The organism is Rothia nasimurium, from assembly GCF_928381415.1.
In the GTDB taxonomy this organism is placed as follows: Bacteria; Actinomycetota; Actinomycetes; order Actinomycetales; family Micrococcaceae; genus Rothia; species Rothia nasimurium_H.
The window spans coordinates 49,464-61,706 of the sequence record NZ_CAKMSF010000009.1 but is presented as its reverse complement, the minus strand read 5'-3'; the positions used below and the strand labels follow the sequence as shown (position 1 = coordinate 61,706).

General features: G+C 59.4%; 11 protein-coding genes and 3 tRNA genes. 7 read left to right on the top strand and 7 right to left on the bottom strand.

What is annotated here, in order from left to right:
* Nucleotides 1-146: 146 nt before the first annotated feature.
* Entirely contained in the window at nucleotides 147-1,043 is an 897-nt protein-coding gene (locus L7A20_RS10790) for an acyl-CoA thioesterase (RefSeq protein WP_237223528.1), read from the bottom strand.
* Between the two features lie 118 nt (nucleotides 1,044-1,161).
* Here L7A20_RS10790 and L7A20_RS10785 point away from each other — a divergent pair, with 118 nt between their 5' ends.
* The gene (locus L7A20_RS10785) at nucleotides 1,162-1,854 is read left to right on the top strand and encodes a transcriptional regulator (RefSeq protein ID WP_237223527.1); all 693 of its coding nucleotides are present in this window, start codon (nucleotides 1,162-1,164) and stop codon (nucleotides 1,852-1,854) included.
* 7 nt (nucleotides 1,855-1,861) lie between these two features.
* Here L7A20_RS10785 and L7A20_RS10780 read toward each other — a convergent pair whose 3' ends face one another.
* Together L7A20_RS10780 and pepN are read right to left on the bottom strand one after the other, a co-directional pair.
* Complete coding sequence (locus L7A20_RS10780) at nucleotides 1,862-2,323, bottom strand: globin (RefSeq protein ID WP_237194046.1); 462 nt, start codon at nucleotides 2,321-2,323, stop codon at nucleotides 1,862-1,864.
* Nucleotides 2,324-2,378: 55 nt separating this feature from the next.
* Nucleotides 2,379-4,925, bottom strand: a complete 2,547-nt coding sequence (gene pepN / locus L7A20_RS10775; RefSeq protein ID WP_237223526.1) for an aminopeptidase N — start codon at nucleotides 4,923-4,925, stop codon at nucleotides 2,379-2,381.
* Nucleotides 4,926-5,138: 213 nt separating this feature from the next.
* On the opposite strand from pepN, the gene L7A20_RS10770 reads away from it, so the two are divergent.
* Nucleotides 5,139-5,636 (top strand): ribose-5-phosphate isomerase, encoded by a 498-nt coding sequence (locus L7A20_RS10770; RefSeq protein WP_237223525.1) that lies wholly within the window; start codon nucleotides 5,139-5,141, stop codon nucleotides 5,634-5,636.
* Nucleotides 5,636-6,514: an Fpg/Nei family DNA glycosylase gene (locus tag L7A20_RS10765; RefSeq protein WP_237223524.1), complete on the top strand. Its 879-nt coding sequence runs from the start codon at nucleotides 5,636-5,638 to the stop codon at nucleotides 6,512-6,514. Before L7A20_RS10770 ends, L7A20_RS10765 begins: the two co-directional genes overlap by 1 nt.
* Nucleotides 6,515-6,594: 80 nt before the next feature.
* On the opposite strand, the gene L7A20_RS10760 is transcribed toward L7A20_RS10765, so the two are convergent.
* Entirely contained in the window at nucleotides 6,595-7,287 is a 693-nt protein-coding gene (locus tag L7A20_RS10760) for a hypothetical protein (protein ID WP_237223523.1), read from the bottom strand.
* Nucleotides 7,288-7,388: 101 nt separating this feature from the next.
* Nucleotides 7,389-8,135, bottom strand: coding sequence for a hypothetical protein (locus L7A20_RS10755; RefSeq protein ID WP_237223522.1), 747 nt, complete (start codon nucleotides 8,133-8,135; stop codon nucleotides 7,389-7,391).
* A gap of 96 nt (nucleotides 8,136-8,231) precedes the next feature.
* Here L7A20_RS10755 and L7A20_RS10750 point away from each other — a divergent pair, with 96 nt between their 5' ends.
* Nucleotides 8,232-8,981 carry an HAD family hydrolase gene (locus tag L7A20_RS10750; RefSeq protein WP_237223521.1) on the top strand — a complete coding sequence of 250 codons (750 nt, stop codon included), beginning with the start codon at nucleotides 8,232-8,234 and terminating at the stop codon, nucleotides 8,979-8,981.
* An 83-nt stretch (nucleotides 8,982-9,064) separates the two neighbouring features.
* Here the strand turns inward: L7A20_RS10750 and L7A20_RS10745 are convergent.
* Both L7A20_RS10745 and L7A20_RS10740 read right to left on the bottom strand, forming a co-directional pair.
* Nucleotides 9,065-9,135 (bottom strand) — tRNA-Gly (locus tag L7A20_RS10745).
* 5 nt (nucleotides 9,136-9,140) lie between these two features.
* Nucleotides 9,141-9,211: transfer RNA gene (locus tag L7A20_RS10740), tRNA-Gly, on the bottom strand.
* A gap of 168 nt (nucleotides 9,212-9,379) precedes the next feature.
* Between L7A20_RS10740 and L7A20_RS10735 the strand changes: the two genes are divergently transcribed.
* The 3 genes from L7A20_RS10735 to L7A20_RS10725 all read left to right on the top strand — a co-directional run bounded on the left by L7A20_RS10735 (nucleotide 9,380) and on the right by L7A20_RS10725 (nucleotide 12,193).
* A tRNA-Pro gene (locus L7A20_RS10735) sits at nucleotides 9,380-9,454 on the top strand.
* A gap of 112 nt (nucleotides 9,455-9,566) precedes the next feature.
* Nucleotides 9,567-10,865 carry a trigger factor gene (gene tig, locus L7A20_RS10730; RefSeq protein ID WP_237211796.1) on the top strand — a complete coding sequence of 433 codons (1,299 nt, stop codon included), beginning with the start codon at nucleotides 9,567-9,569 and terminating at the stop codon, nucleotides 10,863-10,865.
* A 317-nt stretch (nucleotides 10,866-11,182) separates the two neighbouring features.
* Nucleotides 11,183-12,193: a siderophore ABC transporter substrate-binding protein gene (locus L7A20_RS10725; RefSeq protein WP_237223520.1), complete on the top strand. Its 1,011-nt coding sequence runs from the start codon at nucleotides 11,183-11,185 to the stop codon at nucleotides 12,191-12,193.
* Nucleotides 12,194-12,243 lie beyond the last annotated feature (50 nt).

Sequence of the window (12,243 nt, the reverse complement as noted above, 5' to 3'; positions counted from 1 at the left end):
GCGGAAGCGGTGAACGATTCCGCATGATTTTTGGTTCCTCGCGCGCTCGGAAAATCATGCTCCATCACCGCAAGCTCACAAGGTAATTGAGCTAAAAATCCCTCCCACCTTCACCGGTGGGAGGGATTTTTGCTGTATCTCTTGAATTACTGGTCGCGGTACTCGGGGAGCCTGATCATGGCTTCTTGGGTCACGGTAGCTACATGCACACCGTCACGGGTGAAAATCTTGCCTACAGAGAGACCTCGGGCGTCCTGGGCGCTGGGGGCTTCCTGTACCAGCAGCAGCCAGTTATCGGCACGGGCGGGGCGGTGGAACCACATCGCGTGGTCAAGTGAGGCTACCTTCATACCGGGTTCAAGCCAGGTTTTACCGTGCTGCCGTAGTACCGGCTCAAGCTGGGTGTAGTCCGAGGCATAGGCTAGCGCTGCCTGGTGCAGCACAGGGTCATCGGGTAAGGCTTCAAAGGTTTTGAACCAGACCATATTGGTCGGCTGCTTCTCTTCGCCGGGAGTCACATAGAGTGGAGCGGTAACGTGTCGAACATCGAAGGGGCGGGAGTAGGCGACCTTCTGCGCGATGGGGACCTGCAGGTGGCCCAGGAGGTCAGCAGCTGTGGGAAGGCTCTCCGGATCAGGAATATTCTCCGGCATGGCAGAACTATGGTCGGGGCCCTGTGCAGGTACCTGAAACGAGGTGATACACGAAAAGATAGGTTGCCCACCCTGGTAGGCCTGAACCCTGCGCGTCGAAAACGATCTAGCATCGTTGAGCGCTTCTGCCCCGTAGGAAAGATCGTCCTCTACATCACCGGGCCTCAGGAAGTAGCCGTGCAGGGAATGCAGGGTTTTTCCCTCTACTGTGTGGGCAGCTGCCATAATCGCCTGGGCAAGTACCTGCCCGCCGAAGATACGCGGGGATTCTTTGGTGAGGGTCAGGGCACTAAAGACATGCTCGTGGGCGGACGCGCCACCTGGGGCTAGGTTGAGCATGGCCAGTAATTTTTGGGTGGGGGAGAGGCTTTCTAGGGTTTCGTGACTCATAGTTCCACTCTCTCACAGGTAGCCCCTATTTCTCATCTCACCGGGAATGCAGCTCATCATCTGCGATAGGGTGGTATGAGAATAGACCCCGTCCCTTTGATTTCCGGAAGCCTGTGAGATGACCGAGCCAAAGCTATCTGACTACACCGATTATATTTACCTACCCGATGCAAGGACCGCCCGTGATATGGCGACCTATCTGACTCGGGCCCGTTCAGTGGATCCTCAGGCTGCCGTTCGTTTGCAGGCTAACGGCGATGTGTTGGGGATTTCGGTGTGTGTGCTTGCGCCTGAGACCTTACTTGATTCAACCCCAACTATCATCGGTCTGCGCGCTATCAAGCTGGCCCAGCCTGCCGAGGTTGATCTCACGGTTGAAGCGTCGGCTCTTCTTGATCGGCTTGCCCGTATTGAAGAGGCCGGGCTGGCCCTGGCCCTTCCGCCGGTTACCGTGACCGCCCCCTGGGCCGGGCGTACCGCTCCGCGCAGCGGCTGGGAGAAGAAAGGGTTTTATCTCTCTGACCATGCCCGGGCAGCGGCCCAGGAAGGTATTGCCGCGGTAGACGGGGCCTTGCCCGCTAACCCGGGGCACGCGGTGGTGGCAACCGTCCGCTCCCGTATCTGGTCTTCACCCCTGCAGGCCCCCGATACGGCGGTGAGCCTACCCACCGGGGCTGCTTTTGGCCTTGAGGTACTCGGGTTCCTGCCTCCGCGGGCTACCGAACCTATGCCCGTTTTTGCCAGCGGACGCTGGGCCCGTATCTCGGCCCGGGCAGGGCATGTACTGGTTTACTCGGCTGCCTCAGTCTAAAACTTAGCTACTGGGCCCGGTTCTGCATGGCGTGGGCTGCACGGTCAAAGTAGGCCCACATTTCGGCGTCGTGCAGGGGAGCTAGCTCTAGGGTGTCCATGGCCTCCCGCATGTACTTCAGCCAGGTATCGCGTTCTTTGGGGCCGATATAGAAGGGGTTGTGGCGCATGCGCAGACGCGGGTGGCCGCGCTCTGCCTGGTAGGTCTTGGGCCCGCCCCAGTACTGCTCCAAGAACATAAAGAGCCGACGCTCTGCCGGCCCCAGGTCTTCCTCGGGGTACATGGCACGAAATTCTGGGTCAGCTGCTACACGGGAGTAGAACTCGCGGCAGAGCTTCTCAAAAACCGGTCGCCCGCCTACCTGGTAGTAGAAAGAACGCTCATCGACCGCTTCGGTCGCGGGTGAGGTCTGGACGCTGGCCTCGCCGGGCGCAGATAAGGGGCGGAAGGCTGGGTTGGGTAAGTTCATACCCACCAGTCTACTCCCGCCCCTTATCGTCTGCAGTTACCTCATGGCCTAGAACCTAGCGGTCTGCGGCCTGAACCTTCAGCGCGCGAGCCAGGGAGTCGCGTCCTTCTGCTACCTGACGCTTGAGAGCCGCGGCATCCTCGGGCAGGTCAGCCAGGTAGGCCTCGGCCTTGTCCAGGACCTCCTGAGTGTAAAAACGGGGGAAGAGCCCGCCGATAATCTGGCTTGAGATTTCGTGGGAGCGCTCGCGCCAGACCCCCTCAATGGCCTCAAAGTAGCGGTCAATGTAGGGCTCGGAGAACTCCGGGGCACCGCGGTAGAAACCGAGAATGGCGGAGCGCTGCACAATGTTAGACAGCTCGCCGGTTTCAACCACAGCGCGCCAGGTCTCTGCCTTTGCTTCAGCGGTGGGGATAGCAGCCTTGGCGGTAGCAGCTGCCTGCTGGCCGTTGGAGGTGTTGTCCTCAGCCAGGGCTGCATCGATCTCAGCTGCGGTGATGCGTCCGCCCGCAGCCAGGGAGCCTAGCAGGTTCCAGCGCAGGTCGGTATCGATCTCCAAACCTTCCAGAACGGTAGAGCCATCAAGTAGGGCTGCCACAGCATCCAGCTGGTCTGAGGTATGGGCCAGACGGGCGAAGGTGCCTACCAGCTGGAACTGGTTATCAGAGCCAGCTTCTGCTGCCTGGGCAAGGGCCCAGATACGGTCCGCTGCCTCAGCTCGCACAGTCTTGGCGTGGTCGGGGTTCAGGTAGGCGCGCAGGGTGTTCTCGAGGTTGAGAAGCTGGGTGCGGACGGCGGTGGAGTTAGTCTCTGCCCCGATATTACCCAGAACCAGTTCAACAAACTGGCGGGCGGGCATTTCGGCATCGCGCACGGTATCCCAGAGCGAACCCCAGACCACGCCACGGGCAACAGATGAGTCAATGGCACCCAGGTGGGCAACGGCGGTGGCGCGGGAGCGCTCATCGAGGCGAATCTTGGCGTAAGCCAAATCTTCGTCGTTCACCAGAATCAAATCGGGGCGCTTGGCGCCAACGGCCAGGGGAACCTCGGTAACCTCGCCATCCACATCGATTTCTAGGCGGTCGGTGCGGGTGAGCACCTCACCGTCGAGATTGTAGAAACCAATGACCAGACGGTGGGGGCGCAGGGTCTCAAAGCCCTCAGCATAGGTCTGGCGTAGGGCCAGGCGGGTAATGGTGCCATCCTCTGCCTCTTCGACCTCGGTAGTGAGGGTGTTGACCCCGGCGGTCTCCAGCCAGAGCTTAGACCAGGCGCGCACGTCGCGTCCGCTGGTTGCCTCAAGCTCATCGAGTAGGTCATCGAGCACGGTGTTGCCGTAGGCGTGCTTGTCGAAGTAGACCTTGAGAGCTGCCATGAAGTTCTCCTGGCCCACCCAGGCCACCAGCTGGCGCAGCACGGAAGCGCCCTTAGCGTAGGTGATGCCGTCAAAGTTGACCTGAACATCCTGAAGGTCGCGAATCGGGGCAACGATGGGGTGGGTGGATGAGAGCTGGTCCTGGTTATAGGCCCAGGTCTTTTCTGAGGCAGAGAAGGTAGCCCAGGCCTCGGGGGCAAACCGGGTGTTCTCGGCAGCGGCCAGGGTCGACATGAACTCAGCAAAAGACTCGTTCAGCCACAGGTCGTTCCACCACTTCATGGTGACCAAATCGCCGAACCACATGTGAGCCAACTCGTGCAAAATGGTGATAGCACGGCGCTCAACAATTGCCTCGGTTACCTTAGAACGGAAGATGTAGTTCTCCAAGAAGGTCACCGCACCGGCGTTCTCCATAGCACCGGCATTGAACTCGGGCACAAAGAGCTGGTCGTACTTCTCAAAGGGGTAGGGGGTTGAGAACTGCTCTTCAAAGAACTCAAAGCCCTGGCGGGTGATATGGAAGACCTCATCGGCATCCAGATATTCCATCAAGGACCGACGGGCGTAGCAACCCAGCTTCACCTCGCGGCCCTCGCTGTTGGTGAGGGAAGAATGGACGCTGGCGTAGGGGCCAGCAATAATCGCGGTGATGTAGGACGAGATACGCGGGGTCGGCTTGAAATGCCAGACCTTGCCGCCCTCGACGTCCTCGACGTCCTCGACCGACGTTTCAGGCTGGTTCGACACCACAACCCAGTGGGCAGGGGCCGTCACAATAAACTCAAATTCAGCCTTCAAATCGGGCTGCTCAAAAACCGGGTACACACGGCGGGAATCAGGAACCTCAAACTGCGAGTAGAGGTAAACCTCGCCGTCCACCGGGTCCACAAAGCGGTGCAAACCCTCACCGGTATTGGTGTAGAGCATATCGGCATCAATTACCAGCTCATTGCTCTCAGCCAACGCCGGCAGGGCAATGCGCACACCATCGGCATTCTCAACAGGAACCAGCTCACCATTGAGCTCAATACTGTGCACCGTATCGGTAATAGCGTCGATAAAGGTTTCACTCCCCGCAACAGCATCAAAGCGCACCACGGTACGAGAACCAAAGACCCGCTCACCGCGCGTTAGATCAAGCTCAACCGTGTACGAATGTACACGCTGAATAACTGACGCTCTCTTCTCAGCTTCGGCACGGGTCAAATTCATTCCAGGCATGAGGAATCCTTGTCAATCAAATCTGAAGTTAGAGGCCAGCCCATCTGCAAACCACAGAAAACAAGCCACAGGGGAGCTGCACGTGACCTACAATCGTATATAGGGCAATACACAGCACATACCTTCCCAATTCTATGTGCTTGCCAGTGATTCACATAACTAAATTTCAGTGCGGTCAACCGGCCCCCACCCACCACGACCAAAGGAGACACCGTGCGTGTACACATCGCAACCGACCACGCAGGCCTAGAACTTAGCCACTACCTCATCGAAGCACTCACCGAGGCCGGCTACGAAATGGTCGACCACGGACCCGCTGAATACGACGCCCTCGACGACTACCCCAGCTTCTGCATCAACGCGGCGCTCGCCGTCCGCGCAGACCGCGCAGCGGGCCTAGACTCCCTGGGCATTGTGCTGGGTGGCTCCGGCAACGGTGAGCAGATGGCCGCTAACAAGGTTGAAGGCATCCGGGCAGCTCTGGCCTGGAACCACGACACCGCAGCCCTGGCCCGCGAACACAACAACGCCCAGGTCGTTGCAGTGGGCGGACGCCAGCACACCAAGGAAGAAGCCCTGGAGATCATCAAGGTCTTCCTCACCACCGAGTGGACCAACGAAGAGCGCCACGCCCGCCGCATCGGTCAGATGGCCGAATACGAGCAGACCGGCGCCATCTCCGGTAAGCAGATCGACAGCTACGAGAACTAATGCCAGAAGGGCACTCAATCCACCGCCTGGCCCGCCAGCTCACCGACGTTTTTGCCGGTGCCCAGCTGGCGGTCACCAGCCCCCAGGGAAGATTTGCGGACGGCGCCGCCCTGCTCGACGGCCATACCTTCGACTCGGCTTTCGCCCACGGTAAGCATCTCTTCGCCCGTTTCTCCAACGAGCTCTATCTCAACGTCCACCTGGGAATCTACGGTGCCTTCACCTTCGGTGGAGATGAGCACTTTACGGGGGCCTCCTCGATTGGTGCTCCCCGTAAAATTGGTGAGCAAGAGGACCACCGTGCCGAACTCTCAGCTGAACCTCCTGCACCCCGGCCGACCACCCGCGTCCGCCTGGTTTCAGAGCACGGCTGGGCAGACCTGGTGGGCCCCACCATCTGCCGAACCCTCACTCCCGAGGAAGTGGAGGAAGTACGCGCAAAACTGGGCCCCGACCCCCTCAACCAGGACGCCGACCCGGCTGCCTTCTACGCTGCGGCGGCCAAGAGCAGTCGGCCAATCGGTGTGGTTCTTATGGACCAGAAGGCCATCTCGGGGGTAGGAAATATTTTCCGCGCAGAATCCCTCTACCGCACCGGCACGGACCCCTTTACCCCGGCTAAAGAATGCAGCCGCCAGCAGCTTGAAGCCCTCTGGAACGATAACAAGCACCTACTGGAAATCGGCGTGCGCGTAGGTCGCATCATCACCACTGAGCCCGCCGACAGGCCCGGCATCCCGGAAACCGAGGCCTGGCCGGATTACGCTAACTACGTGTACCACCGCCAGGGCCAGGCATGCCCCCGCTGCGGGGCAACTATTGCGATGGAAGAAGTTGCCGGTCGTAAGCTCTACTGGTGCCCGGGCTGCCAGCACTAGGTAACCAGCCTAGCTGTAGGCTCAGATGAGAAAAGTAGGGCCCCGGGTGTATCGCCGGGGCCCTACTTTGTTCCTATGTTTTAGCGGTCTGTCAGGTCAGAGAGGTTAAAACCGGTAGTACCGTCGTTGCACTGTACACTCGCTGGGCCAGTGGTCGTGCAGGTCATGCCCATCCAGCTGATGGACTGCCCCTCGGGCAGTACCGTGTTGGTCTTGAACCAGTCGTGTGTGGCAGCCCGCCCGCGGGCCTGCACCGTGCGGGGCTGGGTATCACCGGGCCCCATTGATACCGATTGCAAGACCCAGTTCTTTGAGTCATCGGTCATGCAAAATACACCGTAGGTCTGCATCAGGCAGGCTACCTGGGGGTCTGGGGTCTGGAAGACGACAGAGGGCTGGTCGGCAGCTGCAAAACTATAAGCTGCTACGTCAGCCACCGGGGTTCCCGTGACGAGATCGGTGGTCACTAGAGAAACCGGGTCGATGGTAAAACCGTCGTTGACCGGGGGAGTCAGGGCCGTGGCGCTAGGGGACTGCGCAGCGGTCTCAACCGCAGAAGGTTCTGCGCTGGCAGTTTCTGTTGTTGGCTCAGCGGTGGGGCTGGGGGTGCTACTTTCGGACGGGGCAGTGGTCGCACTGCTTGCGGTGCTAGCGTCAGTTTCAGCGGGGGTAGCGGTGGTCTGGCTGCTCCCGCAGCCTGCAAGAGCTAGGACGCCGGTAGCAAGCAGGGCGCTCACCGGAATGAATCGAGCAGATAGGGGTGCTAAAGCCATGGGGAGTCAATCTCGTGGTTGAAAGGTGCGGGTGTCTATTCCAATCCTAGGGGAAGAGCAGCCGATTCAAAGGTTAGGGAAGTAGCCGATCTGTGAGTTATTTACCCGCTGAAGTCCTTGATGGAGTTGCTCAGCGCAAACCAGTGCACACCGTTATCGCAGCGGGCGGCGCCGTCTGGCGTTGCGGTACAGCTAAACTCACCGACCGTAATCGTGTGGTTGGCAGGTAGTTGGGTGCCGAAGGAGAAGGGGGCGAAGCCGGGGGTGCTGCCCTGGAGGAAGTCCTGGTGGGGTACCGTGCCGGGGTTAAGCCACATCACGCCGTAGCCGATGCGCCCCTGGGAGCCTGCTCGGTAGCAGCTCACCTGCTCTGTGCTCATGACGCAACCCGCGCCGTCCGCTGTTTGGAAGTAGACCTTGCCGTCGCCGGCGGGGGTTACCCCGTCGATGCTGGTCTGGTAGGGGGCGAGGTCGGTGATGAGGGTGGTCGCCCCGCTGTTAACCGGCGGGTTGATGGCCTGTACCGGGGTTTCGGTGGGCGCAGGGGCTGCAGGCTGGGAAGCAGGTGCCTCAGCGGCTGAAGATACCGGTGCAGCGGTGGTCTGGGTGACTGTTTCGGGTGAGCTTGAAGATGCTGCGGCTGCTGTCTCTGAAACCTCAGCGCTGGCAGAAGCCGCGGGGCTGGATGCTGTGGGGGAGGGGGTAGCGCTGGCGGTGGCACTGTGGCTTGTGACGGGGGCGGACGCCATGGCGTCGGCCTGGGTCTGTTCGGTTGAGGAAGAGCTACAGGCAACCAGGGCAAGCGCTGCAGCGAGGGGAAGGGCCGCTTGAAGGGGGCGGGGGCGCATACTGTCTCCTTTGACGGTGGGGTGTCCCTCTAATGATAGGGGCCAACGTATATGCTGGTGAAGAGTTAAACGCCATCATGACATCGAAGGGCTACTATGCGCGATACCGGATACTTGCTGGGGCAGGCCAACCTGGTGCTCTTCGACCTAGATGGCACCCTGCTCGATAGTGATACAGCAACCGCGGTGGGTTTTAATCGGGCTGTTCGGGAGTTCGGTTTTGAGGGAGAAATCGACGACACCCAGAGCTACTTCCAGGCCTGGGCCGATATTCAGCGCGAGGATTTTCAGCGCTATTTAGCCGGTGAGCAGGTTTTTGACGAAAATCGCCTGTTCCGCACGTCGAGTCTCTTGCACCTGATGACGGGGGAGCAACAGAGTGCTGACCGGGCTCAGAAGTTTTTGGCGACCCTACAGGAGGAAACCCGTAAGGCTTGGGCTCCTTTTGCTGAGGTTGATCGGTTTTTTGAGGAGCTCGGCCACCGGTTTGGGCACCTGCAGGTGGCGGTGATCTCTAACGGTTCTCAGCTGACTGAGCAGAAGAAGCTCGATGCTATCGGCTTGCACGATATGCCCCTGTTTTCTTCGGAGCGGGTGGGTATGAGCAAGCCCGACCCCTATATTTTCCGGTTTGTTTGTGCCCAGTTAGAGGTGGACCCGGCTTTTGCCGTGCATGTGGGCGATAACTATATTGCGGACGTCGCCGCCCCGGCTCGGGCGGGTTTGCAGGCTGCCTGGGTGAACCGGCATCGCCGCGGTCAGAAGGTGGCGAGGGGGAGCGTGAAGGTGCGCGACCTAGTGGAGCTGTTGGATGCGCCTGCTCCTGTTTCTCGCCGGTTTTTCTAGGGAAGCAAAAACGGCCGCTCCGAAGAGTGGCCGTGAAGCGAGTATGCGCTGCAGATGACTTCCGCCAGTGCCGAGCGATAGCGAGCGGCTGACGGGAATCGAACCCGCGTATCAGGCTTGGGAAGCGTGCGCTCTACCATTGAGCTACAGCCGCGTGAGAGGGGATGACGGGAATCGAACCCGCGTAATCAGTTTGGAAGACTGAGGCTTTACCATTAAGCTACATCCCCGAATGGGGTGCCCAGCGTTGTGGACGTGTTCCAGTAAACCTGGTCGAACGGGGCCTTGTCAAATCAGGGTGGCGCTGGCGTTTCTCAACACGCCCTGGGCGTAATCGGGGTGCGAGTTAGGTTTTGGGCGGTTGAACCGCTAAACTGGGTGGTGCCTTCCGTGCAAATCGGGGTGTGGCGTAGCTTGGCTAACGCGCCTGCTTTGGGAGCAGGAGATCGCAGGTTCGAATCCTGTCACCCCGACGTGAAATAGAACGACCCGCCGGAAACGGCGGGTTTTTCTATAGAACGTTATATCTAGCCCCACTCTTTTCCGGGTGGCGGTTCCAATCAAGTTATCAGGAGATCAACGGACGTGAAGACTGCCGTCGAGAAGATCAACCCGACCCTCGCAAAGATTGAGGTCGAGGTTCCCTTCGCTGAGTTCAAGACCTACCTTGACCGTACCTACAAGTCACTGGCTAACCAGATTTCGGTTCCCGGTTTCCGTAAGGGTAAGACCCCTAAGGCTCTCATCGATCAGCGTGCAGGCTTTGACTTTGTTGTTGAGAACGCTCTGAACGATGCTCTGAACAACTTCTACCAGCAGGCCCTGGTTGAGAACGAGCTGACCCCCCTGGCTCAGCCCGAGCTTGACATCGTTTCTAAGCCTGAAGAGGGCAACCGCGAAGCTGACGTGAAGCTGACCATCGAGGTCACCGTCCGCCCCGAGATTGAACTGCCTGACTACTCAGGTATCAAGGTTGAGGTTGCAAGCGTAGAGGTTACCGAAGAAGACGAGCAGAAGGCTCTCGATGCCCTGCGCGGCCGCTTCGGCACCCTGAAGGCTGTTGACCGCCCCGCAGCTGACGAGGACTTCCTGACCATCAACATCGCCGCTGAGATTGACGGCGAAGAGGTTGACGCCGCTAACGACCTGTCCTACCAGGTTGGCTCCGGCACCATGCTGGACGGTCTGGACGAGGCTGTTCTCGGTCTCTCCGCTGGCGAGGACGCCACCTTCGTCACCAAGCTTGCCGGTGGCGAGCACGCAGGTGAAGAAGCAACCGTTAAGGTTGAGGTCACCGCTGTGAAGGAGCGCGAGCTGCCCGAGGCTGACGACGACTTCGCTCAGCTGGCTTCAGAGTTCGACACCATCGCTGAACTGAAGGAAGACCTGAAGAAGCAGGCTGCTGATTCCAAGGTTGCCGAGCAGGGTGCAGAAGCCCGCGACAAGGTTCTTGACGCTCTGGTTGAACTGGTTGAAATCCCCGTTCCCGAGAAGGTTATTGAAGACCAGCTGGCTCAGCACTTCAACACCCCCGGCCAGGACGATGACCACGACACCGAAGAGCACCGCGCAGAGGTTCGCGAGAACACCGAGCGTGCTTTCAAGAACGAAATCATCCTCGACGCTATTGCTGAGAAGGAAGAAGTTTCTGTCGAGCAGGCTGAGCTCATCGACTACATCATCACCATGAGCCAGCAGTACGGCATGGACCCCAACCAGTTCGCTCAGATGCTCGACGGCTCAGGCCAGTCCGGCATGATTGTTGGCGAGGTTCGCCGCTCAAAGGCTCTGGCAGCTGTTCTGGCTCAGGCTGAGGTTAAGGATGCCGACGGCAAGGCCGTTGACCTCTCCTCCTTCCTGGGTGAGACCGCAGACGCCGAATAAGTTTTTGCCTCTTGAGGCTCTAAAACTTTTCTAGCTCAAGCCCCCGCAAGGCCCTGAATGGGTTCTTGTGGGGGCTTTGTGCTGCCTGCTGGGAAAACTCGTGGGAAAAGGCGGACGTGGGCGCCGGCGTCCGCTGCCTAAAAGAGGACGACCTGGGTGGCTAGAAGTCAAATACAGCAAATAAGTTAAAAAAATATTTCGTAATAGGGGTTTCTGGGTTGATAAGTAAGGTGGGGCTAACTAATCTTAGGTAAGTCAAGCCTTACAAGATGTTGAGGCTGACCAAGTACACACCACGAACAGATATAGGAAAACCCGTGAAGGCCAACCGTATCTCCCTGCTCGCAGCCACCTCCGTTGTAGCACTGGCGCTCACCGCCTGTGGCGCGGGCACCACCGACGCATCCTCCGAATCCAGCGCGTCCACCTCAGCTTCTGCCAGCCAGTCAGCTGGCACCGTTACCGTCACCGATAACTACGGTGAGGTCACCGTGACCGTTCCCCCTCAGAAGGTCGCCGCAACCGATAACCGCACCTTTGAGGTTCTCGAGTCCTGGGGTGTCGACCTGGTGGCAGCCCCCATCACCCTGATTCCTGCAACCGTCGAGACCTACAAGAACGACTCCTCCATTACCGATATCGGAACCCACCGCGAGCCTAACCTTGAACTGCTCGCTGCTGAAGAGCCCGACCTGATCGTCAACGGTCAGCGCTTCTCCCAGCACTACGACGCCATCAAGGAACTGAACCCCCAGGCCGCCATTCTCGAGCTTGAACCCCGCGACGGCCAGCCCCTTGACGAAGAGCTCAAGCGCCAGGTCACCGTACTGGGCGAGGTCTTCGGCAAGCAGGCTGAAGCCGACCAGCTCATCGCAGACTTCGACGCCGCTCTAGCCCGCGCTAAGGCCGCCTACGACGGCGAATCCACCGTTATGGCCGTCAACGTCTCCGGCGGCGAAATCGGCTACATTGCCCCCTCCATCGGCCGCACCTACGGCCCCGTCTTCGACATGCTGGGTCTCAAGCCCGCCCTCGAAGTTGAAGGCTCCTCTGACAACCACCAGGGTGACGATATCTCGGTTGAAGCTATCGCAGAAGCCAACCCCGACTGGCTGCTGGTTCTTGACCGCGATGCTGGCACCAGCACCGATGAAGGTTCACCCGCTGCCGCAGACGTCATCGCCGGTAGCTCAGCCCTGGCCAACGTCACCGCAATCACCAAGAACCAGATTGCTTACGCTCCGGCTGATACCTACACCAATGAATCCATTATCACCTACACCGAGATCCTTAACGATCTTGCCGATAAGTTCGAAGCCGCCAAGTAAGGCACCGGCTGAGACCCTATAACCGATGAAAAAGGAGTCATCCTGCCCTC